Origin of the sequence: Streptomyces sp. NPDC051180 (genome assembly GCF_040689545.1) — a bacterium.
In the GTDB taxonomy this organism is placed as follows: Bacteria; Actinomycetota; Actinomycetes; order Streptomycetales; family Streptomycetaceae; genus Streptomyces.
On sequence record NZ_JBFBBC010000010.1, the window covers coordinates 108,837 to 133,548 of the forward strand.

The 24,712-nt window shown below is 74.1% G+C and carries 23 protein-coding genes; 7 read left to right on the plus strand and 16 right to left on the minus strand.

The window, feature by feature from the left end:
* Positions 1-16 precede the first annotated feature (16 nt).
* Genes AB0424_RS19305 through AB0424_RS19325 form a run of 5 tightly spaced genes read right to left on the minus strand, consistent with a single transcriptional unit; the run spans position 17 to position 5,261 of the window.
* Positions 17-862: a glycosyltransferase gene (locus AB0424_RS19305; RefSeq protein ID WP_366307268.1), complete on the minus strand. Its 846-nt coding sequence runs from the start codon at positions 860-862 to the stop codon at positions 17-19.
* A gap of 47 nt (positions 863-909) precedes the next feature.
* Positions 910-1,689, minus strand: coding sequence for a CDP-alcohol phosphatidyltransferase family protein (locus AB0424_RS19310; protein ID WP_366306929.1), 780 nt, complete (start codon positions 1,687-1,689; stop codon positions 910-912).
* Complete coding sequence (locus tag AB0424_RS19315) at positions 1,667-2,728, minus strand: iron-containing alcohol dehydrogenase family protein (RefSeq protein WP_366306931.1); 1,062 nt, start codon at positions 2,726-2,728, stop codon at positions 1,667-1,669. The genes AB0424_RS19310 and AB0424_RS19315 overlap by 23 nt, the downstream gene beginning before the upstream one ends.
* Positions 2,716-3,453, minus strand: coding sequence for a phosphocholine cytidylyltransferase family protein (locus tag AB0424_RS19320; RefSeq protein WP_366306933.1), 738 nt, complete (start codon positions 3,451-3,453; stop codon positions 2,716-2,718). Before AB0424_RS19320 ends, AB0424_RS19315 begins: the two co-directional genes overlap by 13 nt.
* A complete protein-coding gene (locus AB0424_RS19325; RefSeq protein WP_366307270.1) occupies positions 3,450-5,261 on the minus strand; it encodes a DUF5941 domain-containing protein in 1,812 nt (603 codons plus the stop codon). Before AB0424_RS19325 ends, AB0424_RS19320 begins: the two co-directional genes overlap by 4 nt.
* 423 nt (positions 5,262-5,684) lie before the next feature.
* Here AB0424_RS19325 and AB0424_RS19330 point away from each other — a divergent pair, with 423 nt between their 5' ends.
* From AB0424_RS19330 to idi, 3 genes are all read left to right on the plus strand, one after another.
* Positions 5,685-6,626: a cation diffusion facilitator family transporter gene (locus tag AB0424_RS19330; RefSeq protein ID WP_366306935.1), complete on the plus strand. Its 942-nt coding sequence runs from the start codon at positions 5,685-5,687 to the stop codon at positions 6,624-6,626.
* A gap of 223 nt (positions 6,627-6,849) precedes the next feature.
* Positions 6,850-8,112 carry a bifunctional class I SAM-dependent methyltransferase/N-acetyltransferase gene (locus tag AB0424_RS19335; RefSeq protein ID WP_366306937.1) on the plus strand — a complete coding sequence of 421 codons (1,263 nt, stop codon included), beginning with the start codon at positions 6,850-6,852 and terminating at the stop codon, positions 8,110-8,112.
* Positions 8,113-8,308: 196 nt separating this feature from the next.
* Positions 8,309-8,884: an isopentenyl-diphosphate Delta-isomerase gene (gene idi / locus AB0424_RS19340; protein ID WP_366307272.1), complete on the plus strand. Its 576-nt coding sequence runs from the start codon at positions 8,309-8,311 to the stop codon at positions 8,882-8,884.
* Here the strand turns inward: idi and AB0424_RS19345 are convergent.
* Together AB0424_RS19345 and AB0424_RS19350 are read right to left on the minus strand one after the other, a co-directional pair.
* Positions 8,850-9,368 (minus strand): ATP-binding protein, encoded by a 519-nt coding sequence (locus AB0424_RS19345; protein ID WP_366307274.1) that lies wholly within the window; start codon positions 9,366-9,368, stop codon positions 8,850-8,852. The genes idi and AB0424_RS19345 overlap by 35 nt on opposite strands.
* 130 nt (positions 9,369-9,498) lie before the next feature.
* On the minus strand, positions 9,499-10,164 hold the full coding sequence (locus AB0424_RS19350) for a DUF308 domain-containing protein (protein WP_366306938.1): 666 nt from the start codon (positions 10,162-10,164) through the stop codon (positions 9,499-9,501).
* Positions 10,165-10,230: 66 nt separating this feature from the next.
* Here AB0424_RS19350 and AB0424_RS19355 point away from each other — a divergent pair, with 66 nt between their 5' ends.
* On the plus strand, positions 10,231-10,974 hold the full coding sequence (locus tag AB0424_RS19355) for an enoyl-CoA hydratase/isomerase family protein (protein WP_366306940.1): 744 nt from the start codon (positions 10,231-10,233) through the stop codon (positions 10,972-10,974).
* A 13-nt stretch (positions 10,975-10,987) separates the two neighbouring features.
* Here the strand turns inward: AB0424_RS19355 and AB0424_RS19360 are convergent, their stop codons facing one another.
* Together AB0424_RS19360 and AB0424_RS19365 are read right to left on the minus strand one after the other, a co-directional pair.
* The gene (locus AB0424_RS19360) at positions 10,988-11,635 is read right to left on the minus strand and encodes a DJ-1/PfpI family protein (RefSeq protein ID WP_366306942.1); all 648 of its coding nucleotides are present in this window, start codon (positions 11,633-11,635) and stop codon (positions 10,988-10,990) included.
* Between the two features lie 51 nt (positions 11,636-11,686).
* A complete protein-coding gene (locus tag AB0424_RS19365) occupies positions 11,687-12,658 on the minus strand; it encodes a GlxA family transcriptional regulator (protein WP_366306944.1) in 972 nt (323 codons plus the stop codon).
* Between the two features lie 135 nt (positions 12,659-12,793).
* Between AB0424_RS19365 and AB0424_RS19370 the strand changes: the two genes are divergently transcribed.
* Positions 12,794-13,660, plus strand: coding sequence for a hypothetical protein (locus AB0424_RS19370; RefSeq protein WP_366306945.1), 867 nt, complete (start codon positions 12,794-12,796; stop codon positions 13,658-13,660).
* Positions 13,661-13,766: 106 nt separating this feature from the next.
* Complete coding sequence (locus AB0424_RS19375; RefSeq protein ID WP_366306947.1) at positions 13,767-16,190, plus strand: Tex family protein; 2,424 nt, start codon at positions 13,767-13,769, stop codon at positions 16,188-16,190.
* 154 nt (positions 16,191-16,344) lie between these two features.
* Here AB0424_RS19375 and AB0424_RS19380 read toward each other — a convergent pair whose 3' ends face one another.
* Genes AB0424_RS19380 through AB0424_RS19395 form a run of 4 tightly spaced genes read right to left on the minus strand, consistent with a single transcriptional unit; the run spans position 16,345 to position 19,681 of the window.
* On the minus strand, positions 16,345-16,746 hold the full coding sequence (locus AB0424_RS19380) for a hypothetical protein (protein ID WP_366306949.1): 402 nt from the start codon (positions 16,744-16,746) through the stop codon (positions 16,345-16,347).
* A complete protein-coding gene (locus AB0424_RS19385; RefSeq protein WP_366306951.1) occupies positions 16,743-17,468 on the minus strand; it encodes a 2-phosphosulfolactate phosphatase in 726 nt (241 codons plus the stop codon). Before AB0424_RS19385 ends, AB0424_RS19380 begins: the two co-directional genes overlap by 4 nt.
* Positions 17,468-19,105 (minus strand): ABC-F family ATP-binding cassette domain-containing protein, encoded by a 1,638-nt coding sequence (locus AB0424_RS19390; protein ID WP_366306953.1) that lies wholly within the window; start codon positions 19,103-19,105, stop codon positions 17,468-17,470. The genes AB0424_RS19385 and AB0424_RS19390 overlap by 1 nt, the downstream gene beginning before the upstream one ends.
* 33 nt (positions 19,106-19,138) lie before the next feature.
* Entirely contained in the window at positions 19,139-19,681 is a 543-nt protein-coding gene (locus AB0424_RS19395; protein WP_366306955.1) for a hypothetical protein, read from the minus strand.
* A gap of 70 nt (positions 19,682-19,751) precedes the next feature.
* On the opposite strand from AB0424_RS19395, the gene AB0424_RS19400 reads away from it, so the two are divergent.
* Complete coding sequence (locus AB0424_RS19400) at positions 19,752-20,723, plus strand: FAD-dependent oxidoreductase (RefSeq protein WP_366306957.1); 972 nt, start codon at positions 19,752-19,754, stop codon at positions 20,721-20,723.
* A gap of 51 nt (positions 20,724-20,774) precedes the next feature.
* On the opposite strand, the gene AB0424_RS19405 is transcribed toward AB0424_RS19400, so the two are convergent.
* The 3 genes from AB0424_RS19405 to AB0424_RS19415 form a co-directional block, all read right to left on the minus strand.
* On the minus strand, positions 20,775-21,077 hold the full coding sequence (locus tag AB0424_RS19405) for a hypothetical protein (RefSeq protein ID WP_366306958.1): 303 nt from the start codon (positions 21,075-21,077) through the stop codon (positions 20,775-20,777).
* A gap of 117 nt (positions 21,078-21,194) precedes the next feature.
* Positions 21,195-22,508, minus strand: coding sequence for a M14 family metallocarboxypeptidase (locus AB0424_RS19410; protein ID WP_366306960.1), 1,314 nt, complete (start codon positions 22,506-22,508; stop codon positions 21,195-21,197).
* Positions 22,505-24,547 carry a Xaa-Pro dipeptidyl-peptidase gene (locus AB0424_RS19415; protein WP_366307276.1) on the minus strand — a complete coding sequence of 681 codons (2,043 nt, stop codon included), beginning with the start codon at positions 24,545-24,547 and terminating at the stop codon, positions 22,505-22,507. Before AB0424_RS19415 ends, AB0424_RS19410 begins: the two co-directional genes overlap by 4 nt.
* Positions 24,548-24,712 lie beyond the last annotated feature (165 nt).

The following is a 24,712-nucleotide window of genomic DNA, read 5'->3' on the forward strand; positions in this document are numbered from 1 at the left end:
CGTCGGTACCACGATGTCAGACGACCGGGGGGCGACCCAGCCGGGTCAGCCGCCACACCGTACGCCACCTCATGGGACGGCGTGGTCCGCAGGGGGTCGTCCAGCCTTCGCGGAATCCGCCGAACCATGCCTTCAGCGCGGGGAGCGAGGGCCGCCGTGCCAGGGTGAGCAGCAGCCAGACGCCGAGATAGACCGGCACCAGGGGCGCGGGCAGATTGCGACGTGCCAGCCACACTCGGTTGCGAGCCACGTTGAAGTGGTACGAGGCGTGACGGGAGGGGGCGGTGGTGGGGTGCAACAGCACCATGTCGGAACGGTAGTCGATCATCCAGTCGGCGTCGAGCGCCCGCCAGGCGAGGTCCGTCTCCTCGTGGGCGTAGAAGAACTCGTCCGGCAGTCCGCCCACTTCGGCGAAGACCTTGGTGCGGACCGCGTTGGCGCCGCCGAGGAAGGTGGTCACCCGCGAGGAGCGCATCGGGTCGGCGGCCCGCAGCCTCGGCACGTGCCGCCGCTGCGTGAGCCCGGTGTCCGGGTCCGCGATGCGGAAGCTGATGATGCCCAGGCGCGGGTCGGCGGTGAACGCCTGGCGGACCAGCTCGGCGGTGTCCGCGTGGGCGAGCAGCCCGTCGTCGTCGAGGAACAGCAGGACGTCGACGTCGGTGCCGCCGGGTCCGAACGCCTCGATGCCGACGTTCCGGCCGGCGGGGATGCCGACGTTCTCGGGCAGGTCGACGGTGCGGACCCAGTCGGGCACCCCGGTGACCGGGGTGCCCTGGCCGACGACGACGACCTCGACCGGGTCGCCCTCCTGCTTGGCGACCGAGTCGATCAGCGCGCGCAGGTCGTCGGGGCGGTTGCCCATCGTGATGACGACGGCACCCACCTTGAGCGGCGTACTCACGGCCGGCCTCACTTGAGCCTGCTGGAGACCATGATCGAGACCAGGTGCAGCACGGTCTGGAGCAGGGCGATGGCGGCCAGGACGGCGACGCCGAGCCGGGTGAAGAAGAGGTCGCCCCGCATCTGGTCCACGATCGCCAGGACGACGACGAGGAGCGACGCCTCGATGCCGAGGACGAGCCGGTGGAACTTCAGCGCCGCGGCCGCCTTGCGGGCCAGCGCCATGCCGGAGGAGCGCGGCTCGGACGCCGCCTCCTTCACCGGCGGCAGCCCGCCCTGGTGGCGGGCGACGCCGACGAGGTCGGTCTCGGCCTTGATCAGGATGGCGCCGAGCGCGGCGAGGGTCCCGAGGAACGCCCAGAGCCAGTCGGCACCGCCCGAGCCCCACAGGTCGGCGGCGCGCAGGCCGAGGCCGACCAGGACGGCCGCGTCGCACAGGTAGGCGCCGACCCGGTCCAGGTACACGCCGGCCAGCGAGTACTGCTTCTTCCAGCGGGCCACCTCGCCGTCGACGCAGTCGAGCAGCAGGTAGATCTGGACCATGAGCGCGCCGAGCAGCGCCCCGGGGATCCCGGGGACCAGCAGCGCCGGGGCCGCGAGGACGCCGGCGACGGTCATCACATAGGTGAGCTGGTTCGGCGTGATCCGGGTGCCGACGAGGTGGCGGGTGATCCTGAGCGAGATCTCCCGCATGTAGAGGCGCCCGCCCCAGTGCTCACCGCTCCGCCGGTCCTTCACGCCCGGGGGGTGAACGACCGGTCGGAGCTCAGCTACCGATGGCTTTTGCATAGTCGGCGTACGCGTCCCTGATCTCGTCGTCGGACAGGTCGAGGTGTTCGAGGATGGTGAAGCGGCCCGGCCGGGTCTGCGGGGCGAAGGACACCGCCTGGACGAACTCGTCCACGGTGAAGCCCATCTCCTCCGGCAGGACGGGCAGCCCGTGCCGGCGCAGGGTCTCGACCATGAGCGCGGACGCCTCGGAGGCGCCGCGCAGGTGCATCGCGAAGGCCGCGCCGAGGCCGCACTGCTCGCCGTGGCTCGCCGCGCGGGCCGGGAAGAGCAGGTCGAAGGCGTGGCTGATCTCGTGGCAGGCGCCCGAGGAGGGGCGGCTGTCGCCGCTGATCGACATGGCGATGCCGGACATCACCAGGCCCTCGGAGAGGGTGACGAGGAAGTCGTCGTCACCGACGCCGCCGGGGTGGCGGAGCACGGCCTCGCCGGCGCTGCGGGCCATGGCGGCGGCCAGGCCGTCGACGGGCTCGCCGGTCTCGCGGTGGGAGAGCTCCCAGTCCGCGATGGCGGAGAGGTTCGAGATGGCGTCGCCGATGCCGGAGCGGACGTAGCGGACCGGGGCGTCCCGGATCACGTCGAGGTCGATGACCAGCGCGATCGGGGTGGGCACGCCGTAGGAGCCGCGGCCGTTGTCGTTGTCCAGGGTGGAGATCGGCGAGCAGATGCCGTCGTGCGACAGGTTGGTGGCGATGGCCACCAGCGGAAGCCCGACCCGGGCCGCCGCGTACTTGGTCACGTCGATGATCTTGCCGCCGCCGAGGGCGACCACGGCGTCGTACCGCTTGCCGCGCATGGCGTCGGCGAGCTTCACGGCCTCGTCGATGGTGCCGCCGGAGACCGGGTACCAGTCGGCACCCGGCAGCTCCGGGGCGAAGTGGTCACGCAGCTTGAGGCCCGAGCCGCCGCTGATGGCGACGGCGATCTTGCCGTTGCTGGAGATCCGCTGGTCCGCGAGGAGCGCGGACAGGTCGTCGAGCGCTCCCCGGCGGATGTCGACGACGACCGGCGAGGGGATCAGCCGGGTCAGTACTGGCACGCGATCCCACGGCCCTTCGCGAGGTCGTCGTGGTTGTCGATCTCGACCCACTTGACGTCGCCGATGGGGGCCACGTCGACGGTGAAGCCGCGGTTGACCAGCTCCTGGTAGCCGTCCTCGTAGTACAGGTCGGGGTCGCGCTCGAAGGTGACCTTGAGGGCGTCGGCGAGCTCCTCGGCGGCCTCGGGCTCGATCAGCGTGACGCCGATGTACTCGCCGGTGGCAGTGGCCGGGTCCATCAGCTTGGTGATGCGCTGGACGCCCTTGCCCTCAGCGGTGATGACCTTCATCTCCTCGTCGGCGAGGTTCTTCACCGTGTCGAGGGCGAGGATGATCTTCTGGCCGTTGCCGCGGGCAGCGAGCAGGGTCTTCTCGACCGAGACCGGGTGGACGGTGTCGCCGTTGGCGAGGATCACACCGCGCTTGAGGACGTCACGGGCGCACCACAGGGAGTAGGCGTTGTTCCACTCCTCGGCCTTGTCGTTGTCGACGAGGGTGATGGTCAGGCCGTACTTGGCCTCCAGCGCGTCCTTGCGGTCGTAGACGGCCTCCTTGCGGTAGCCGACGACGATCGCGACCTCGGTGAGGCCGATCTCGGCGAAGTTCTTCAGCGTGAGGTCGAGGATCGTGGTCTCGCCGTCGACAGGCACGAGGGCCTTCGGAAGGGTGTCGGTGTAGGGGCGCAGACGCCGTCCGGCACCGGCTGCGAGTACGAGGCCGATCATGCTGTTTCTCCTTCGTCGTGAACGGCGGGTGCTCCGGAGGAGACCCAGAAGCGGATGGACTCCACGAGCACCACGAGCGCGACGGCGGCCGCCAGGGCGGTCAGTGCCAGGGTGAAGTCGTCACCGCGGTCCGCCAGCAGGGCGGCGAGGACGGTCACCAGGAGCGTGCGCCCCTCGTGTCCGCCGGTGACGCGCACCAGCCACGCGGGCGGCGCGCCGGTGCCGCCGCGAATGCGGTAGACCGTGTCGTAGTGATGGTAGGCGACCGCCGCGACCAGCCCGAACGCCGCCGGGAGGGCGTGCGCGGACTCGGAGCGGGCGGCGAGCACGAGGACGGTGGTGTACTCGGCCGCGCGGAAGAGCGGCGGTACGAGCCAGTCGAGGGCGCCCTTGAGGGGCTGGGCCACGGCGACGCCGGCGAAGACCGCGTAGCCGACGGCGGCGACCACGGCCTGCCGGTCGCCGAACGGCCACGAGAGGACCGCGAAGAGCAGACCCGCCGTCCCGAAGGCGGCGAAGACCACCCCGACGCCGCGGCGCCCGGGACGGTGGAAGATCCGGGCGAAGGCCCGCGCCGCCGGGCCGGAGTCCGCGAGGTCGGCCAGGGCCTGGGCGGCCCGGTCCGTGCGCCGCGCCTTGCGGGTCAGGGAGCGCAGGACCCGGCCGGCGGTGGTGTAGCAGGCGCCGAAGGAGCAGCCGACGATCAGCGCCCAGAAGACGATCCGGGGCGTGGTGACGGCGGTGAGGACCGCGATCATGGCCCAGCGCTCGCCGATCGGCAGGATGATCATGCGGCGGGCCCAGACGGTCCAGCCGAGGCTGTCGAGCCGGTCGGAGAGGGCCGCGGTGGGGCTGGTGTTGGCGGTGGCGTCGTGGTTGGCCTCGTTGAACGAGAAGTCCACGACGTGCCGGCAGGTCATGAGGATCATCGCGCCCAGGGCTAGCGCCCAGACGTCGTCGCCGTTGCGGGCGGCGCCGAGCGCGAGGCCCGCGTAGAAGGCGTACTCCTTGGCCCGGTCGAAGGTGGCGTCGAGCCAGGCGCCCATCGTCGAGTACTTCAGCGCGTAGCGGGCGAGCTGCCCGTCGGTGCAGTCCAGGACGAAGGAGAGCAGCAGGAGGACGCCGGCGGCGATGTAGCCGCCGCGCTCGCCGGTCGCCGCGCAGCCCGCCGCGACCAGGGCGGTGAGCAGCGAGGCGGTGGTGACCTGGTTGGGGGTCAGTCCGCGGCGCGCGCACCAGCGGGCGATGTAGCGCGAGTAGGGGCTGATGAAGAAGGTCGTGAAGAAGCCGTCGTGCGCCTTGACCGCCGAGCGCAGGCGGACGGCCTCGTCGTCGACCGCCTCGACGGCGGCGCGCGCCTCGCGGCGGGCCTCGTCGTCGACGGGCACGGTGGCGACGAGGGTGCCGAGGACGGGCCGGTGCACGGTGACGCCGTCGGCGTCGAGCGCGTCCGCGAGCGTGCCGGTGAGGTCGTCGGTGAGCGTGCCGGTGGCGGCGGCCGCGGGGGCGCCGGAGGCGGCGGTCAGCGCGCGGGCGAGCGCGGGGCGCGCGGCGCTCTGCGCGGTGAGCGCGCCGGGCGCGGCCGCGGCCGGGAACCGGGGGTCGGTGAGGGCGAGACGCAGCGCGTGCAGGTGGCCGACGAACCGGGGGTCGACGAGCGCGACGCGCTCACCCGCCGGGACGGTGGCCAGCAGGGAGCCGGTCTCCTCGGCGTCGGAGGCGATCCGGACGTCGAAGCCGAGCGACCGCAGATCGCCGTCGAGCGACGATCCGGGTGCCGGCGGGCCGGTGAGGATGGCGGTCGACAGACGAACTCACTCCTTGGAGCTGACGGAGGGCCGGCGGGGCTCAGGCGGCCCCGGGCGCGGCGGTGCCGCCCGGCACGGGGCGGCGACACGTCGGCTGAGGCTATCGGATGAACAGAAGCGTGAGTTCACCGAGGCTTCGCGGGCAGGACTCCCCCGGGCCCTCCCGTGTCCGCACGGATGCGCCCGTCCTGTGGTGATCATCATGGGCGATCGGTGGCCCGCCTCACAAACCACGGTCGGGCGGCGCTCGCGCGGCACTCGGAGGGCACGTCCTGCCCTGTGCGAGCCACACCGGATATTCGCAGGTCAGAGCATATGACAACGGTGTTCAGTACCGTGTTGCACATACCCCCCACCCGTAGTTCACTTGCGAATCGGGAACCACTGGGCGCACGACGGACGACACGACCGGGAGGCCAGGTCATGGGGGCTGGACACGACCACGGGCACAGCCACGGGGGCACGCCCCCGTCGGGCACCGCGGGGGCCGCGTACCGCAACCGGCTGCGGATCGCGCTCGGCATCACGCTCTCCGTGATGGTGATCGAGATCATCGGCGGTCTGGTCGCCGACTCGCTCGCGCTGATCGCCGACGCGGCGCACATGGCGACCGACGCGGTCGGCCTCGCGATGGCGCTGCTCGCGATCCACTTCGCGAACCGGCCGCCGTCCGGCAACCGCACCTTCGGGTTCGCCCGGGCGGAGATCCTCGCCGCGCTGGCCAACTGTCTGCTGCTGCTCGTCGTCGGCGGCTACGTGCTGTACGAGGCGGTCCAGCGGTTCCTGGAGCCGGCCGAGACCAAGGGCGGCCTGACGATCGCCTTCGCGGTGGTCGGCCTGGTGGCCAACATGATCTCGCTGTCGCTGCTCGTGCGGGGCCAGAAGGAGAGCCTCAACGTGCGCGGGGCGTACCTGGAGGTCCTCGCGGACGCGCTGGGCTCGGTCACCGTGATCGTCGCGGCCGGGATCATCCTGGCCACGGGCTGGCAGTACGCCGACCCGATCGCCTCGATCGTGATCGGCCTCATGATCGTGCCGCGGACGCTGAAGCTGCTGCGCGAGACCCTCGACGTCCTCCTGGAGGCGGCGCCCAAGGGCGTCGACATGGCGGAGGTGCGGGCGCACATCCTGGCCCTGCCGGGCGTGGAGGACGTCCACGACCTGCACGCGTGGACGATCACCTCGGGGATGCCGGTGCTCTCGGCGCACGTGGTGGTGGACCAGGGCGCGCTGGACTCGGTGGGCCACGAGAAGATGCTGCACGCGCTCCAGGGATGCCTGGGCTCGCACTTCGACGTGGAGCACTGCACCTTCCAGCTGGAGCCGGTGGGCCACGCGGAGCACGAGGCGAAGCTCTGCCTCTGAGCGGGAGGCGAAGCTCTGCCTCCGCGCCGGAGCGGACTGTTAGTCTCTTCGTACGAACACGTGTGGAGAGGAGCTGAGGTTGATGACCGTCGCGATGGAGGCTGCCCACCGCGGCAGCGCCCGGTCCAGCTTCAGCTTCCGGGTCTCCGGCTGACCTGATCCCGGTACTCCCACCGGTACGTCACGTCGTCGGCCGGGACCCTCTCACCAAGGGAACCCCACGTTGTCCGACAACGCTCTGCACGACTCCTTCTTCGCCCTGCACCACGGCCTGCCGCGGCAGGGTCCCGGCTCCGACGCCACCACCCGTCGGCTCCTCGCGCTCGCGGGGACGCTTCCGGAGCGCCCGCGCGTCCTCGACCTCGGCTGCGGCCCGGGCCGCAGCGCGCTGCTCCTGGCCGCCGAGGCGGGCGCCGAGGTGACCGCCGTCGACACCCACGAGCCGTTCCTCGCCGAGCTGCGGGAGAGCGCCGCCGCACGCGGGCTCGACGGCTCGGTCCGTACGGTCCGCGCCGACATGGGCGCCCTGCCGTTCCCGGACGGCTCCTTCGATCTCGTCTGGGCCGAGAGCTCGGTCTTCGTGCTCGGCTTCGACCGGGCGCTGGCCGAGTGGCGCAGGCTGCTCGCCCCCGGGGGCACGCTGGTGCTCACCGAGTGCGTCTGGACCACCGAGGAGCCGGGCCCGACGGCCCGCGGCTTCTGGGAGGAGCACTACCCCCTCCGCACCGTCGCCGGGAACGCGGCGGCGGCGGTCGAGGCCGGCTACCACGTCCTGGGCACCGTCCCGCAGCCCGAGAGCGACTGGGACGAGTACTACGTCCCGCTCGCCGCGCACGCCGACGCGGCGGACACCTCCGTGCCCGGCATGGCGGTGGCGGTCGAGGGCGCACGGGCCGAGATCGCGCTGCGGCGCGCCCACGGCTCCGAGTACGGCTACGCCGGCTTCGCGCTGCGTCCGGCCGATCCGCGCTGGACCCTCCGCACGGAGACCGCCGCGGACGCGGAGGCGATCCGGCGGGTCGTGTCCACGGCCTTCGGCTCGGAGGGCGAGCCCTCCGCGACCGAGGCCGATCTGGTCGAGGCGCTCCGCCGGGACGCGGACGCCTGGCTGCCCGGCCTGTCGATCGTGGCGGAGGCACCCGACGGCACGGTGGCCGCGCACGCGCTGATCACCCGCTGCCGGGTGGGCGCCGCCCCGGCGGCGGCGCTGGCGCCGGTCTCGGTGGCCCCGGCCCATCAGCGGACGGGGGCCGGACAGGCCGTCGTCCGGGCCGCCCTCGACGCGGCGCGGCTGCGGGGAGAGTCGCTCGTGCTCGTCCTGGGCCATCCGGAGTACTACCCGCGGTTCGGGTTCGTACGGGCGTCCGAGTACGGAATCAAGCCAGGTTTCGACGTCCCCGACGAGGCCATGATGGCGCTCGTCCTGGACGACTCGGTGCCGGTTCCGGCGGGCACCCTGGTCTATCCGGCGGCTTTCGGCGTCTAGGCGCCTCCCCGCCCCTCCCGCTGCCGCCGCACCGGTTCCGCTCCGGTGCGGCGGCAGCGGCCACGTCCGGCCGTCGAAGTACGGACAAGCCGGTTTTGTACGGCAGACTGTGGGGGCCCCACCGGGCCGAGGACCGAAGCGAAGGATGGGTATGTCGACCACACCAGCCACCGCGGCTCAGATCTCGCCGGAGATCATGTCGAACGGTGTCCAGCCGTCCGGAGTCCCGGCGCCGATCATGCTCGAACTGGTCGACGAGGAGGGGAGGACCATCGGCACGGCGGAGAAGCTCGCCGCCCACCAGGCGCCGGGTCGGCTCCACCGCGCCTTCTCCGTCTTCCTCTTCGACGAGGAGGGGCGGCTGCTGCTCCAGCGCCGGGCGCTCGGCAAGTACCACTCCCCCGGCGTGTGGTCGAACACCTGCTGCGGGCACCCCTACCCGGGCGAGGCGCCCTTCGCGGCGGCCGCCCGGCGCACGTTCGAGGAGCTCGGCGTCTCGCCGACGCTGCTCGCCGAGGCCGGCACGGTCCGCTACAACCACCCGGACCCGGCGTCGGGCCTGGTGGAGCAGGAGTTCAACCACCTGTTCGTCGGTCTCGTGCAGGCCGAGCCCCGGCCGGACCCGGAGGAGATCGAGGACACCGCCTTCGTGACCGCCGCCGAGCTGACCGAGCGCCACGCCGCCGCGCCGTTCTCCGCCTGGTTCATGACGGTGCTCGACGCGGCGCGTCCGGCGATCAGGGAACTGACGGGTCCGTCCGGGGGCTGGTGACCATCGGCTGCGGCACGCCGCCCGGCCCCGGTGCGATCGGGGCCAGGGGCAGTGCCGCCCAGATGATCTTTCCTCCGCTCGCGGTGTGTTCGACGTCGCAGGCGCCGCCGGACTCCTGGGCGACCTCCCGGACGAGCAGCAGTCCGCGGCCGCCGGTCTGACCCCAGTCGGCTTCGAGGGCCTTGGGGCGGTACGGGTGGTTGTCCTCGACCGAGACCCGGATCCACTCCGGGCCGATCGCCACCTCCACCGCTATCTCCGGCGACAGCAGCGCCGCGTGCCGGACGGCGTTGGTGACCAGCTCGGAGACGATCAGCAGCAGGCCGTCCATGATCTCCTCGTGGAGGGGGACGGCCTGGCGGACCAGCAGGTCGCGTACGGCGTGCCGGGCCTGCGGGACGGAGACGTCGACCGCGGCCGCGGTGAAGCGCCAGACTCCTTCGTAGGACGGTTGCCGGGTGGGGACGCCTCCGTGGGTGTCCACGGTCCCGTTCCCACCCTCGTGCTCGATTCTCGCCACGGATCGAGTCTTGGCAATCGGGACGGGCAGACCGACCTACTGACCAGAAGTCGACACTTATCGGCTGCCTTCTGATCGAGCCGGTAGACAGAAGTCAGTTGTTCGACTGGTCCTGCACGTTTTCTGATGAATCCGGAGGGGCGGTCTTCACGGGCGCCGAAGGGGTCACCATACCGACCACGTGCCGGCCCCCGAGACCCATGGCGATCAGGCCCAGACCGTCGAACAGCAGCGCGAGCGAGAAGAACACCCCGAGCACGTACCGGCTGCTGTCCGGCCAGTCGAAGAGGACGAGCAGCCCGAGCAGCAGGCCGAAGGCGCCCTGGAGCAGGGTCCAGCCGAACTGCGGCCCGCGCACCACCACGCTGCCCACCAGCCGGAAGAGCCCGCCGGTCAGGAAGAGCAGCGCGGCGAACATCGTCAGCGCCTCGGCCGAGCCCTCCGGGTGACGGATCACCACCACACCGGCCGCGATGTTCAGCGCGGCCACCACCACGGCGAGCCAGAACGAGCTGGTGCCCCGCGACCCGATGGCCTGGAGCAGCCCCACCACACCGCCGATCAGCAGCAGCCAGCCGAAGAGCAGCATCGAGGTCAGGGTCGCCAGGCCCGTGTAGGCCAGACCGACGAGACCGGCGATCACCAGCAGGACGCCGAGCGCGGCCAGCCAGCCGAAGCCGCGCCTGAGCTTCCTGCCCTGACGTGCCATGTCCCGGACGGGATCCGGCGTCGCGGTGGTCTCACGGGCGTCCTCGGCCATGCGGTGCCTCCTCGGAGCGACCCCTTCCTGATCGTACGTTCGGGTCCGGCGGATAGCATCCGGCCCATGGAGCCGCAGCTGAGGGACACCGTCGCGGACGGGGTCGCCACCGTCGTCATCGCCAACCCCGCCAAGCGCAACGCGATGAGCGCCGGCATGTGGCGCGCCCTGCCCGGCATCCTGGAGCGCCTCGCCGCCGACCCCGCCGTCCGGGTGCTCGTGCTGACCGGCGAGGGCGACACCTTCTGCGCCGGCGCCGACATCTCGACGCTGCGGGAGCCCGGGGACGAGCAGCAGTCGCTCGCGATCCGCGCCGAGGAGGCCCTGGCCGCCTTCCCCAAGCCGACCCTGGCCGCCGTCCGGGGCTTCTGCGTCGGCGGCGGCAGCCAGCTCGCCGCCGCCTGTGACCTGCGGTTCGCCGAGGAGGGCGCCCGTTTCGGGATCACGCCCGCGAAGCTGGGCATCGTCTACGCGTCCTCGTCGACCCGCCGGCTGGCCGCGCTCGTGGGCCCCTCGGCCGCGAAGTACCTGCTGTTCTCGGGCGAACTGATCGACGCGGAGCGGGCGCTGCGGACCGGCTTCGTGGACGAACTGCACCCGGCGGGCGAACTGGACAAGCGGGTGGCCGACTTCGTGCGGGTGCTCGCCTCGCGCTCGCTGCTCACCCAGGCGGCGGCCAAGGAGTTCGCGGACGGGCGGCTCGACCGGGACGCGCACTGGGCGGAGCAGGCGCGCGGCAGCGGCGACACCGCGGAGGGGGTCGCCGCCTTCCTGGAGCGCCGCGCGCCCCGCTTCACCTACGGGCTCTGAGGCCCCGCGGGCGTCAGCGGCCCCCGCCGGCCAGGTCCTGCGTCGCCGTGCCCCGCCAGTGCGCCACGATCGCCGCCGGGGCCTTCTCCGGCGAGCCCGCGTCGTACGGCGGCTGCGGGTCGTACTCCGTCAGCAGCTGGATCGTCTGGGCGGTCTCGTCGCCGGCGATCCGGCCGAGCAGGTGCAGCGCCATGTCGATGCCGGAGGAGACGCCCGCGGCGGTGACGTACTTGCCGTCGAGGACGACCCGCTCGCCGGTCGGCTCGACCCCCAGGGCCCGCAGTTCGTCGAAGGCGAGCCAGTGGGTGGTCGCCCGGCGGCCTTCGAGCAGGCCGGCGGCGGCGAGGATCAGCGAGCCGGTACAGACGGAGGTGGTCCAGGTGCTGGTGGCGTCGGCGGTGCGCAGCCAGTCCAGGATCTCCGGGTCCTCCATGGCCACCCGCGCGTCCGGACCGCCGGGGACGAGGACGATGTCCGGGCGCGGGACGTCGGCGAGGGTCTTGTCGGCGACGAGGGCCAGGCTCCCCTGGTCGTTGCGGACCGGGCCGGCCTCCTTGGCCACGAAGACGGTCTCGGCGCCGGGGAGGCGGGCGAGGAGCTCGTACGGCCCGACGGCGTCGAGGGTGGTGAAGCGGTCGTAGAGCAGGACGGCGATCTGCACGGTGGTTCCCTTCGATGGGGTGGGTTCGGGGCGCCGGTCCGGGGCGCGCGGTCAGCCGAGGACGGCGTGGAAGCGGCGGCGGTACTCGGCCGGGCCGGTGCCCAGGGCCTTGAGGAAGGCGCGGCGCATCGTCTCGGGGGTGCCGTAGCCGGAGGCGCGGGCGACCTCCTCGACTCCGCGGGAGGTCGCCTCCAGGAGGCGGCGGGCGTGTTCCAGCCGGACCCGGTCGACGTAGCGGCCGGGCGGGGTGCCGGTCTCCGCGTGGAAGGCACGGGCGAAGTGGCGGGGCGAGAGGCGGGCGCGGGCAGCGAGCGCGTCGACGGAGAGGTCCGCCTCGGGGTGCTCGGTGATCCAGTGCTGCAGGTCCCGCAGCGGCTCGCTGCGGGCGGTCTGGGCGGACAGCTGGGCGCTGAACTGGGCCTGGTTGCCGGGGCGGCGCAGGAAGACGACCAGGTGACGGGCGACCGTGAGGGCGACGTCCCGGCCGAGGTCGTCCTCGACGAGGGCCAGGGCCAGGTCGATGCCCGCGGTGACGCCGGCGGAGGTGGCGATCCGGCCGTCCCGGACGAAGATCGGGTCCGGATCGACGTCGACGTCGGGATGGCGGCGGGCGAGGTGGTCGCAGGCGACCCAGTGGGTGGTCGCCCGGTGCCCGTCGAGGAGTCCGGCCTCGGCGAGGAGCAGCGCCCCGGTGCAGACGGAGACCAGCCGCTCGGCGTGCGGGGCGTGCGTCCGCAGCCAGTCGACCAGCGCGGGGGCGGGGGCGCGGGTGCCCTCGCCGCCGGGCACGACCAGGGTGTGCGGCGGGCCGTCGGCGACCGCCGCGTCGAGCGTGGTGTCGGGGAGGAGGCGCAGGCCGCTCTGCGTGCGGACCGGGGCGCCGTCCAGGGAGGCCGTCCGGATCGGGTAGGCGGCCGGGTCGCCGGCCGCCCGGCCGGCACCGGCGAACACCTCCACGGGGCCGGTGACGTCGAGGCTCTGCACGTCGTCGAAGAGGACGACGAGAACGGGTCGCTGCGTCATGCCTCCATCCTTCGCGGGTGCCCCGGCGTCCGCAACGACGGGGAACCCACCTTTCCTGCCATCCGGCGCCCGTGCCGGAGGATGGCGGGGTACGACTGTTCCGGTCGTACCGACCAGTCGGTAACGTTCGGGACCATGACGACTGCACTGCCGCCCCGCGCGGGCCGCCGCTGCCACAACGCCCTCAATCCGCTGCACTCCACCGTCTACTTCTCCCCCGACCTCGACCGGGAGTTCACCGCCCTCGGCTTCACCGACCAGAGCGCGATGCGGCTCGCCTCCCGCAGCGCCGCGCTCGGCGCGGTCGGCGCGGGCACGGTCGCCGCGACCTTCTACAACTACAACCACGAGCTGCTCGCCCGGCACCTGCCCGCCGTCTGGGAGACCGCCTCCCCCGCCGCCGTCCTGGACGCCCGGCTCCGGACCGCGGACGCGACCCTGCGACGCCTCCTCGGCGACGACGCGGTCGCCTCCCCCGAGATGGCCGAGGCCGCCGGGCTCGCGCTGCGCGCCGCGCAGGCGTGCACCCGGCACGCCCGGCCGCTCTACTCCGCCCACGCGGACCTGCCGGTGCCCGAGGAGCCGCACCTCGCCTACTGGCACGCCGCCACCCTGCTGCGCGAGCACCGGGGCGACGGCCACCTCACGGCGCTGCTCTCCGCCGGACTCGACCCCGTCGAGGCCCTCGTCTCGCACACCGCCACCGGCAAGGGCATGGCACCCCGCTGGGTCCTCGGCTCGCGCGGCTGGCGGCGCGACGACTGGGACGCGGCCGTGGAGCGGCTGCGCGGGCGCGGGCTGCTCGACGCCGACGGCGAGCTGACGGAGTCCGGCACCGCGCTGCGCGCCGGACTGGAGGAGGACACCGACCGGCTGGACGCCGCCCCCTACGCCCACCTCGGCGCGGCCGGCGTGGAGCGCCTGACCGAGCTCGGACGCGGTTTCCTCTTCGCCGCGGCCTCCGCCGGAGCCTTCCCCGCGGACCTCACCGGCAAGGGGTGACGCCGGTCCGGCGAACCGCCGGAACGGGTCGGTTGCCGCGTCCGGGTGACCGACCCGGCAGAATGCACTCGCAAGCTTGAGGCACGAGAAGGCGAGTCGGGACACCGTGACGACGTCCATCGAAGCAAGGATCGCCGAGGAGCTCGGCGTACGCGAGCGACAGGTGAAGGCAGCCGTCGAGCTCCTCGACGGCGGTTCGACCGTGCCGTTCATCGCGCGCTACCGCAAGGAAGCGACCGAGATGCTCGACGACGCGCAGCTGCGCACCCTCGAGGAGCGGCTGCGCTATCTGCGCGAACTGGAGGACCGCCGGTCGGCGATCCTCGAGTCGGTACGCGACCAGGGCAAGCTGACGCCGGAGATCGAGGCCGGCATCCGGGCCGCGGACACCAAGGCGCGCCTGGAGGACATCTACCTGCCCTTCAAGCCGAAGCGGCGGACGAAGGCCCAGATCGCCCGCGAGGCCGGTCTGGCGCCGCTGGCCGAGGGCCTGCTCGCCGACCCGTCCGTGGAGCCGACGGCGGCCGCCGCGGCCTTCGTGGACGGCGACAAGGGCGTCGCGGACGCCGCGGCGGCCCTGGAGGGCGCACGGGCGATCCTCGCCGAGACGTTCTCCGAGGACGCCGACCTCATCGGCGAGCTGCGCGAGCGCATGTGGGGCCGCGGGCGGCTGGTCGCGAAGGTCCGCGACGGCCGGGAGGAGGCGGGGGCGAAGTTCGCCGACTACTTCGACTTCGCCGAGCCCTTCACGGCGCTGCCCTCGCACCGGGTGCTCGCCATGCTGCGCGGCGAGAAGGAGGACGTCCTCGCCCTGGACCTGGAGCCCGAGGAGCCCACCGAGGGCCCCTCCTCGTACGAGGGGATCGTCGCGGGGCGCTTCGGCGTCGCCGACCGGGGCCGCCCCGGCGACAAGTGGCTCCAGGACACCGTCCGCTGGTCCTGGCGCACCCGCATCCTCGTCCACCTCGGCATCGACCTGCGGCTGCGGCTGCGGACCGCGGCCGAGGACGAGGCGGTCCGGGTCTTCGCGGCGAACCTGCGCGACCTGCTGCTCGCCGCGCCGGCCGGCACCCGGGCGACGCTCGGTCTCGACCCCGGCTTCCGCACGGGCGTGAAGGTCGCCGTCGTCGACGCGACCGGCAAGGTCGTCGCCACCGACACGATCCACCCCCACGTCCCCGCGAACAGGTGGGACCAGGCGCTCGACCGGCTCGCGCGGCTGGCGAAGGAGCACGCGGTCGAGCTGGTCGCCATCGGCAACGGCACGGCCTCCCGCGAGACCGACAAGCTGGCCGGTGAACTCCTCGCCAAGCACCCCGAGTTGAAGCTGACGAAGGTGATGGTCTCGGAGGCCGGCGCGTCGGTCTACTCGGCCTCCGCCTTCGCCTCGCAGGAACTCCCCGAGCTCGACGTGTCGTTGCGCGGCGCCGTCTCCATCGCGCGTCGGCTCCAGGACCCGCTGGCCGAGCTGGTGAAGATCGACCCGAAGTCCATCGGCGTCGGCCAGTACCAGCACGACCTGGCCGAGGGGAAGCTCTCGCGCTCGCTCGACGCCGTGGTCGAGGACTGTGTGAACGGCGTCGGCGTCGACGTCAACACCGCCTCCGCGCCGCTGCTCTCGCGCGTCTCCGGCATCAGCGCCGGCCTCGCCGAGAACATCGTCACGCACCGGGACGCCAACGGCCCGTTCCGCTCCCGCCGGTCCCTGAAGGACGTCGCCCGGCTCGGCCCGAAGGCGTACGAGCAGTGCGCGGGCTTCCTGCGCATCCGTGACGGCGACGACCCGCTCGACGCCTCGTCGGTGCACCCGGAGGCGTACCCCGTGGTCCGCCGCATGGTGAAGTCCACCGGCGGCGAGGTCGCCGCGCTCATCGGCGACACGGGCACCCTGCGCTCGCTCCGGGCCGACGACTTCGTCGACGACACCTTCGGCCTGCCGACGGTCACGGACATCCTGCGCGAACTGGAGAAGCCCGGACGCGACCCGCGGCCCGCCTTCCGGACGGCCACCTTCAAGGACGGCGTCGAGAAGATCGGGGACCTCGCCTCCGGGATGGTCCTGGAGGGCGTCGTCACCAACGTGGCGGCCTTCGGCGCGTTCGTGGACATCGGCGTCCACCAGGACGGTCTGGTGCACGTCTCGGCCATGTCGAAGACGTTCGTCAAGGACCCGCGCGACGTCGTGAAGCCCGGCGACGTCGTCAAGGTGAAGGTCCTGGAGGTGGACATCCCGCGCAAGCGGATCTCCCTGACCCTGCGCCTCGACGACGAGCCCGGCGCGGACGCGGCCGGCGGCGCGCCCAAGCGCGAGCGCGGCGAGCGCGGCGACCGCTCCGGGCGTCCTCCGCAGCAGCGCCAGGGCGGCGGCGGACGCCGGGCCGAGCGGGGTGACCGCGGCGACCGCGGCGACCGCGCGGAGCGGGGCGGCGGCCGTGACCGGTCCGCCGCCCCCGCCCCCGCCAACAGCGCGATGGCGGACGCCCTCCGCAAGGCGGGCCTGCTCGGCGAGGGCGGCGGCAAGCGCCGCTGACGGGTGTCGTGCGGTGCCGCCCGCCCACGGGGTGGGGCGGCACCGTGCCGGCACCGCGCGGAACGCGTCCGGCCGGGCGTCCGTGGGGACGCCCGGCCGGGACGTGCGGGCCGCGGGCCCGCCGACGGGGGCGGCCCGGACGGGCCGCCCGCCGTCACGGGAGGAAGCGCAGGGCCCAGTCGGCGCGGTGGGCGACGGAGAGGTCGTCGTCGTCGGTCAGGGGCTGGAGGAACCCGCGGGCGGCCTTCGGGTCGGCCTGGACGAGCTCGACGATCTCGGCGGCCAGGCCGTCCTGGTCGTCGCCGAGGTCGACGGCGGACGCGCGGATCAGGGTCGGCAGGGCCTCGGTGCCGCCGAGGGCGGCGACGACGCCGCCGAGGAGCTCGCGGGCGTAGCCGTTGCGCTCCGCGAGGGCGCGGTCCAGCTCCACGCCGAGGCGGGGCAGCAGGGCGGTGTCGCCGGAGGCGGCGACCTCGTCGGCGAGGTCGATGGTCTCGTCGACGTCCGCGTCGAGATCGTCGAGCATCCCGATCAGTCGGGAAAGGGCGTCGGTCATGCTGCTGCCTCCTGGAAAGCGCCGTCCACGAGGACCGGGACGGTCGTCGAGCTGTCGGTCTCGGCGGCCACCTCCACGTCCTGCGGATAGCCGTACGCGTACAGTTCACGGCCCGAGTCGCAGCCGTGCAAGGCGGCGACCGGGTCCTCGGTCGCCGACCACAGCGTGGCCGCGGCCGTCGCCTCGGGGGTCGGGGTGCCCCTGCCCGCCAGGGCGGCGAGTACCGCTCCCGCGCCCAACAGGTCCTCCAGCGCCGGGCGCAGGGAGCCGTCGGGCCACCGCTCGCCGGAGGCGATGACGGCCAGGGGGCGCTCGGCCGTGCCGTACCCGCGGTCGGTGAGCCAGCGGGCGACGGCGGTGCGGTTGCGCAGGGAGGCGGCGACGACGGTCGCCCCGCCGGCCTCCGCCGCGATCGTGGAGCCGTTCGGGGACGGCAGGACCAGTCGGGCGGGGGCCGGGGCGGCCCGCAGCGCGGCCGGGGAGAGCGACCAGGGGTGCTCGGGGGTGGCCTCGCGGCGGCCGACGGCGAGGGTCGCCCCGACGCGGTCGGCGTGGGCGGCGGCCGTGGCGTCGCGCCACCGGTAGGGGTGGACGGCCGTGCCGGCCTCGACGGCGACGCCGACCGCGGTGGTGAACGACAGCACGTCGACGACGACCACGCAGGCGGCCGCCGGGGCGAGGGCCCGTGCCTCGACGGGCCCCCAGCCGAAGGAGACGGTCATCAGAGTTCGGTGACCTTGCCGCCGGCGACCTCGATGCGGCGGGTGGTGCGGACCGCGTCGAGCATGCGCCGGTCGTGGGTGACGAGGAGCAGGGTGCCGGTGTAGGAGTCGAGGGCCGACTCCAGCTGCTCGATGGCGGCCAGGTCGAGGTGGTTGGTCGGCTCGTCGAGGACGAGCAGGTTGACGCCCCGGCCCTGGAGGAGGGCGAGCGCCGCGCGGGTGCGCTCGCCCGGGGAGAGCGTGGTCGCCGGGCGCAGCACGTGCTCCGCCTTGAGGCCGAACTTGGCGAGCAGCGTCCTGACCTCGGCGGGCTCGGTGTCGGGCACGGCCGCGCAGAACGCCTCCAGGAGCGTCTCCGTGCCGTGGAAGAGCCTGCGGGCCTGGTCGACCTCGCCGACGACGACGCCCGAGCCGAGCACGGTGTCGCCGGAGTCCAGCGGGAGCCGGCCGAGCAGGGCGGCGAGCAGGGTCGACTTGCCGGCGCCGTTGGCTCCCGTGACCGCGACGCGGTCGGCCCAGTCGATCTGGAGGGTGACGGGCCCGAAGGAGAAGTCGCCGCGGCGGACCTCGGCCTCCCGGAGGGTCGCCACGACGGAGCCGGAGCGCGGCGCCGGGGCGATCTCCATGCGCAGCTCCCACTCCTTGCGGGGCTCGTCGACGACGTCGAGGCGCTCGATCATGCGCTGGGTCTGGCGGGCCTTGGCGGCCTGCTTCTCGCTGGCCTCGCTGCGGGCGTTCCGGCCGAGCTTGTCGCCGTCGGTGGCCTTGCGGCGGGCGTTCTTGACGCCCTGCGTCATCCAGGAGCGCTGCATGTGGCCGCGCGCCTCCAGGGCGGCCTTCTTGCCCGCGTACTCCTCGTAGTCCTCGCGCGCGTGGCGCCGGGCGGTGTCCCGCTCGTCGAGGTAGGCGTCGTAGCCGCCGCCGTAGAGGGTGATCTGCTGCTGGGCCAGGTCGAGTTCGAGGACCTTGGTGACGGTGCGGGTGAGGAACTCGCGGTCGTGGCTGATGACGACCGTCCCGGCGCGCAGCCCCTTCACGAACGCCTCCAGCCGCTCCAGGCCGTCGAGGTCCAGGTCGTTGGTGGGCTCGTCGAGCAGGAAGACGTCGTAGCGCGAGAGGAGGAGCGAGGCGAGGCCGGCGCGGGCCGCCTGACCGCCGGAGAGGGAGGTCATGGGCTGGTCGAGGCCGACGGTGAGGCCGAGGGAGTCAGCGACCTCGTCCGCACGCTCGTCGAGGTCGGCGCCGCCGAGGTTCAGCCAGCGCTCCAGGGTGACGGAGTACGCGTCGTCGGCGCCCGGGGTGCCGTCGACGAGGCCCTGGGTCGCCTCGTCCATGGCGGTCTGGGCGGCGGCGACGCCGGTGCGCCGGGCGAGGAACTCGCGCACGGTCTCGCCGGTGCGCCGCTCCGGCTCCTGCGGGAGGTGGCCGACGGCCGCGGTGGGCGGGGAGAGCCGCAGCTCCCCCTCCTCCGGGGTGTCCAGTCCGGCGAGCAGCCGCAGCAGCGTCGACTTGCCGGCGCCGTTGACGCCGACGAGGCCGATGACGTCGCCGGGGGCGACGACCAGGTCGAGCCCGGCGAAGAGGGTGCGTTCGCCGTGGCCGGCGGCGAGGTCCTTGGCGACGAGGGTTGCAGTCATCAGGGGATGAATCCTACGGGGCCCTCCGCGCGGTCACGCCGCCCGAGGGGTCGTCGCCCGTCCGGCCTCGCCCGGCCCGGCGGCTCCGCCCGGGAGGCCCGGGCCGCCCGGTCCGCCCGGGCGGAGGTCCGCGGGCCCTTCGGCCGCCTCCCCGAGCATCCGGTGGAGCACCGCCCGGTAGGCGGCGCCCCGGAAGCGGAACGGGCCGACGCCCGGGTAGACGTCCCTCTCCGGGTCCACGGAGGGTCCGGTCTGCCAGGCGAGGTCACGCCACACGACGTCCTCACCGGCCCTCTCGACGACGGCCGTGACGGCTCCGCAGCCGGGGTCGTCGCACTCCGGGCAGGAGTGGATCACCCTGCGGCTCCCGTCGGCCGCGAGGAGGCCGCGGACGTCCCGGGCCCGGACGGTCGGCGGGAGGTCCGCCGCGAGCGGCGAGACGGCGTCGACGCCGTCGACCTCGTCGAGCCGGTGGAGGAGCGCCCGGCCGTCCACGAGGAAGTCGCGGTGCGGGGCGGGGCCGGCGCCCGGACGGACGGAACCGGCGAGGTCGAGGGAGGAGTGCGGGGCGGGCATGTCCCGAGTATTTCCGTCATCCGTGGCCGCGCCGTCCCGGAAATGTCCCGGTCCCGGTACGGTCCGGGCCATGGAGAGCGATGTGATCGTGGTGGGCGGCGGGGTCATCGGGCTGACGACGGCGCTGACGCTGGCGGAGCGGGGGCTCCGGGTACGGCTCTGGTCGCGCGACGACGTCACGGCGACGACCTCCGCCGTGGCCGGCGCGCTGTGGTGGCCGTACCGCGTGGAACCGGCGGCCGATGCGGGCGACTGGGCGCTCGTCTCGCTGCGGGTGTACGAGGAGTTGGCGGCCGATCCGGTGCGGACGGGGGTGCGGCTGGTGCCGGGTGTCCACGCGGACACGCCCCTGGGCGGCCTCGGCCCGTGGGCGCGGCGGGTGCCGGGCCTGCGGCAGCTCTCCCCGGAGGAGGTGCCGGGGCCGTACGCCGTGGGGCTGGCGGCGAGGCTTCCGCTGATCGACATGCCGGTCCATCTGGCGTGGCTGCGGGGACGGTTCGAGGCCGCGGGCGGGGTGTTCGAGCGGCGGGCGGTGAGCGGTTTCGAGGAGGCGGCCGCGGCGGCCCGGGTGGTCGTGGACTGCACCGGGGGCGCGGCGCGGGAGCTCGTGCCGGATCCCGCGCTGCGGCCGGTGCGGGGGCAGTTGGTGCTCGTGGAGAACCCGGGGGTCGAGGAGTGGTTCACGGCGGCCGACGCCGGGTCGAGCGAGACGACCTACTTCTTCCCGCAGCCGGGGCGGCTGATCCTGGGCGGGACGGCCGAGGAGGACGACGAGCGGCTCGCACCCGATCCGGCGACGGCGGCGGCGATCGTGGCGCGCTGCGCGCGGGTCAGGCCGGAGATCGCGGGTGCGCGGGTCCTCGGCCACCGGGTGGGGCTGCGGCCGGCGCGGGCGGGCGGGGTGCGGATCGAGGCGGTGCCGCTGCCGGGCGGCGGCCGGCTGGTGCACCACTACGGGCACGGGGGCGCCGGGGTGACCGTGGCCTGGGGGTGCGCGGAGCGCGCGGCGGAGCTGGTCGCCGGGGGAACGCCGGCGGAGTGACCGCGCGGCGGTCGCCCGTGCTGCGGGCGACCGACGCGCGGGCGGCTCGGGCTACTTCCAGAGCGGCGGCTTGCTGTTGTTGTCGGCGTCCGCGCACTGGCGGGCGCGACGCTCCAGGGCGTCGGCCTTGGCGAGGGCCTTGCGGGCCTCGCCGTCGGCACCGAGGCGCTTGAGCTGGGCGGCGCGGGCGCGCTCCTTGTGGGCGTCGGCGCGCAGCTTGGAGACGTTGCAGGTGATGGTGCCGGCCGCCGCCGGTCCGGCGGTCACGGTCTGGCCGAGCAGCACGCCCCCGGCGAGCAGCGTCGTGGCGAGCAGGGCCGTCAGGGCACGGCGGGCGGGCTTGATGTGGTGCATGGTGGTTCTCCAACTCCGGGGTGCGGGACACCCGTTCGAGGCATGGTCAGTACCAGCAGGTAACTTTACCTCGGCAAACGACGGAATCGGGCCACGCCCGCCGTGGGCACCTGATCGTCAACACCTCTCCACAGGACTCCCACTGACGAGGTGATAGGTCGAACGGCCGTCGAGGAGGAGCGGGACGAGGGCCCGTCCGGACTGCCTCAGCGGGACGAACACCCCTGTGCCGTCCGGTCGGACGGTGATTCCGTGCAGCGCGAGCTCGTCTCCGACCTCGGCGTACTGGGCGGCGTCCAGCCGGTAGCCGCACGGCGGGTCGGCCAGGATCTCGGCGGGCTCGGGCGGGTCGTTGTCGGCGCCGCCGAGGAAGACGGGCCCCCGGTCGGCGTAGCCGGCGAGCCGGGCCACGGAGGTGGCCGCGGCGAGCGGGCCACGCCGCTCCTTCACGTAGGCGAAGGCACCCTTGAGGGCCGCGTGCTGGGTGGCGACGCGCCGCCGGTGGTTACGGGCCGAGTCCTGCTGCTCGGCGTCGTCGAGGGCGTCGACCCGGGTCTCGACGAGCAGGCCGACCGCGTGCTTGATGCCGGCCGTGTTGCGCAGGATCCGCTCCTGGCCGTCCCCCGCGACCTGCCGGACCGGCTCGCCGGTGACGGGGTCGGTCCAGATGCCGTAGATGCCGCTGCTGTACCCGGCGAGTCCCGCGGTGGGCCGGACGTACGACTCCGAGAGCGTCCGGGACTCGTCGTGGACCCGCGGGGACACGTCGAGGCTGCGGGGCCAGAGGGCGAGCAGGTCCTTGTCGTAGTAGCGGGGGGTGGCACCGTACTCGTGCAGGTCGTAGACGAGTTCGGGGCGCCGGTCGCGGATGACGGCGGCGACGGCCCGCGCCTCGGCGGTGCGCAGCGCGATGTGGTCCCGGTTGACGTCGACCCCGTCGCCGTTGCCCCGGGTGTCGGCCGCGCGGCCGTCGGGGTTGGCCGTGGGGACCACGAGGACGGTCGTACGCGCCAGGAGGTCACGGGTCTCCTCGTCCCGGGCGAACGCGAGGTCGCGCACGGTGCTCAGACACGCCTCGCGGCCGGCGGGTTCGTCACCGTGCTGGCTGCAGACGAGCAGCACGGTGGGGCCGCCGCGGGCGGTGCCGAGGGTGGCGAGGCGGAGGGGGCGGCCCTGCGCGGTCGTCCCGATGACGCGCAGCGAGACCCGGTCGCTCGCCCGGTCGACGGCCGCGAGGAAGTCCCGCTCCTCGGCCTCCCCCGTCCAGCGGGCGCCCCGGCTGGTCTCGAACCCGGTCCGCGGCGGCGCCGCGGGGGCCCCGCCGGCCGCCGCCTTGGCCGGCACGGTCACGAGCGGCAGCCCGAGGGCGGCGGCCCCCGCCACGAGGGCGAGGGCGCGCCGCGAACTGCGGTATCCGCCGCGGAGCCTCATCGGCCCGCCCCCGGTCCGGGCAGCCGCGGTCCGGCGACGGCGGCCGGGGGGACGGCGCCGCTCAGGGAGGGTGCGGCCGCGGGCGGCGACGCCACGGCCGGGGCCGGTCCCGAGGTGGCCCGGGCGAACGCGCCCGCGCCGCCGACGAGCGGCAGCCGCGCCCAGGTACGGGCGAGGTCCAGGGTGAGGGTGGGAGTCGTGGACGGCGGGTCGAGCAGGTCCTTGTCGGTGCCGCCGACGATCAGGGCGAGGCGGTGTCCGGCCGGGACGACGTGGTCGGCGGCGGCGAGGCGGAGGGTGAGGGTGTACGCCGTGCCGGGGGTCAGCGGGCGTTCCCGGCCCGGGTCGGCCCAGGTGCCGAGGTCGGCCCAGCCGCGGCTGACGACGGTGAATCCGACGTCCGCGGTGCGGGCCGCTGTCTCCTTGAAGCAGGCGCTGTCGCCGGGGGTGCTCGCGCCCCAGCAGGTGCGCGTGTCGAGGGTGGTGATGCCCTCGCCCGTCGCCCCGTAGTCGCGGATCGTGTCGGGGCCGAGGTCGACGAGGACGGCGGAGAGGTGCGCGGTGGCGGTGGTCGGGGTGGCGGTCACCGTCACCGTCGAGGAGCCGGAGATCCGCAGGTCGCGGGCGAGCGGTCGGGTGACGAAGCCGGCCTTCTCCGGTGTCGCGGCGTCGATCCGGGCCGCCCAGTCCAGTTCGCCGAGGCCCGGGTCGTCGGTGAGGGTCGCGGTGGATCCGGGGGCGGCGGGGGCGCGGCCGAGGACCCCTGGACCGGCGGCGGCGCCGGGCGCGGGCCGCAGGGTGGTGGCGGCCGTCGTCCGGGGCGGCCACTGGCGGTCGGTGGTCCAGCGGTCCGGGGCGCGCTCGATGTCGGCGACCGGTTCGCGGTCGATGCCGTTGTCGTAGCCGAGCAGGTAGTGGTCGAACCAGCGGTGCAGGGTGCGGACCCAGTCGGCACGGCGGAAGTCGAACGGGTCGACGTGGCCGGTCTGCGAGAGCCAGATCTTCCGCTCGACGCCGTGCGCGCCGAGCGCGTCCCACCACTGGCCGAACTGGTTGGCGCGGACGTTGAGGTCCTGCTGCCCGTGGACGACGAAGACGCTCGCCCGGACCTTGCCGGCGTCCTTCACGTGGTCGCGCTCGGTCCAGGCCGGGGTCCGGTCGCCGCTGTAGGGGGTGCCGGCGGTGATCCGGTCCTGGACGGCGCCGCAACGGGCCATCGCCTCGGGGCTGTTGACGTATTCGGAGAGCCAGCTCGGGCTGGCGTAGTAGAGCGGGGCGCCCTGGGAGTGGAAGTAGTCGTACCAGGAGGAGATCGCGCCGATCGGCACGATCGTCCTGAGCCCTTCCACCCCCGTGGCGGCGACGCCGTTGGCGATGGTGCCGTCCCAGCTCTTGCCGATCATGCCGACGTCGCCGGTGCTCCAGCCGGCGGCGCGGGCGGGGGTCGTGCCGGTGCGGGTCGTGTAGCCGCGGGCGCGGCCGTTGAGCCAGTCGACGACGGCCTTGGCGGACTGGACGTCGGAACGGCCGCCGACGTCGTCGCAGCCGTCGGAGCGGCCGGTGCCCGCGAGGTCGACGGCGGCGAAGGCGTAGCCGCGCGGGACGAAGAAGTTGTCGTAGAAGAGCGGGAGCTGCACGGGGCGGCCGTCCGCGTCGTACGTCTTCTTCTGCCCCTCGTTGCCGCGTCCGCAGCAGGCGTAGTACGGACTGGCGTCCATGATGACCGGGACCCTGCGGCCGGTCGCGGCGGCCTCACGGGGGCGGACGATGTCGACGGCGACCCGGTCGGGGCGGCCGTCCCCGTCCCCGTCGAGTCCGGTGTCGACCCAGACGGACTCGCGGACCGCGTCGGCGTAGGAGTAGAGGGGGCGGGACTCGCGGCCCGCGTCCGGCACGGCCGGTCCGGGCTGCGCCGTCGGGGCGACGGCGGCCGGCCGCGCGCCGGCCGGGGTGACCAGGGTCGCGAACAGGGCGGCCGTGGCCGCGGCCACGAGGGGTCCGTACGACCGTCGGGCTCCGCGGGTTCTCCGCTTTCGCATCGGCATGGGCCGGAACGTACCCCGGTCAACTCCCGTGCAAAAGAGCGCCGGAGGGAAACCAGCGGGATTCGGGTGGCGGAGGGTTCATGTCGGCCGAATGGCGATCGTGTGACGGGGGGTCCCGGGAGCGTGACGGTGCGTGGGGACCCTTCCTAGGGTCGGGGA

What these genes read in the sequence shown, in the direction of transcription:
- AB0424_RS19305 (WP_366307268.1), bottom strand. Translation starts at nt 862, where the DNA reads ATGGGCAACCGCCCCGACGACCTGCGCGCGCTGATCGACTCGGTCGCC.
- AB0424_RS19310 (WP_366306929.1), bottom strand. Translation starts at nt 1,689, where the DNA reads ATGCAAAAGCCATCGGTAGCTGAGCTCCGACCGGTCGTTCACCCCCCG.
- AB0424_RS19320 (WP_366306933.1), bottom strand. Translation starts at nt 3,453, where the DNA reads ATGATCGGCCTCGTACTCGCAGCCGGTGCCGGACGGCGTCTGCGCCCC.
- AB0424_RS19330 (WP_366306935.1), top strand. Translation starts at nt 5,685, where the DNA reads ATGGGGGCTGGACACGACCACGGGCACAGCCACGGGGGCACGCCCCCG.
- idi (WP_366307272.1), top strand. Translation starts at nt 8,309, where the DNA reads ATGTCGAACGGTGTCCAGCCGTCCGGAGTCCCGGCGCCGATCATGCTC.
- AB0424_RS19350 (WP_366306938.1), bottom strand. Translation starts at nt 10,164, where the DNA reads ATGGCCGAGGACGCCCGTGAGACCACCGCGACGCCGGATCCCGTCCGG.
- AB0424_RS19355 (WP_366306940.1), top strand. Translation starts at nt 10,231, where the DNA reads ATGGAGCCGCAGCTGAGGGACACCGTCGCGGACGGGGTCGCCACCGTC.
- AB0424_RS19365 (WP_366306944.1), bottom strand. Translation starts at nt 12,658, where the DNA reads ATGACGCAGCGACCCGTTCTCGTCGTCCTCTTCGACGACGTGCAGAGC.
- AB0424_RS19370 (WP_366306945.1), top strand. Translation starts at nt 12,794, where the DNA reads ATGACGACTGCACTGCCGCCCCGCGCGGGCCGCCGCTGCCACAACGCC.
- AB0424_RS19380 (WP_366306949.1), bottom strand. Translation starts at nt 16,746, where the DNA reads ATGACCGACGCCCTTTCCCGACTGATCGGGATGCTCGACGATCTCGAC.
- AB0424_RS19385 (WP_366306951.1), bottom strand. Translation starts at nt 17,468, where the DNA reads ATGACCGTCTCCTTCGGCTGGGGGCCCGTCGAGGCACGGGCCCTCGCC.
- AB0424_RS19390 (WP_366306953.1), bottom strand. Translation starts at nt 19,105, where the DNA reads ATGACTGCAACCCTCGTCGCCAAGGACCTCGCCGCCGGCCACGGCGAA.
- AB0424_RS19395 (WP_366306955.1), bottom strand. Translation starts at nt 19,681, where the DNA reads ATGCCCGCCCCGCACTCCTCCCTCGACCTCGCCGGTTCCGTCCGTCCG.
- AB0424_RS19400 (WP_366306957.1), top strand. Translation starts at nt 19,752, where the DNA reads ATGGAGAGCGATGTGATCGTGGTGGGCGGCGGGGTCATCGGGCTGACG.
- AB0424_RS19405 (WP_366306958.1), bottom strand. Translation starts at nt 21,077, where the DNA reads ATGCACCACATCAAGCCCGCCCGCCGTGCCCTGACGGCCCTGCTCGCC.
- AB0424_RS19410 (WP_366306960.1), bottom strand. Translation starts at nt 22,508, where the DNA reads ATGAGGCTCCGCGGCGGATACCGCAGTTCGCGGCGCGCCCTCGCCCTC.
- AB0424_RS19415 (WP_366307276.1), bottom strand. Translation starts at nt 24,547, where the DNA reads ATGCGAAAGCGGAGAACCCGCGGAGCCCGACGGTCGTACGGACCCCTC.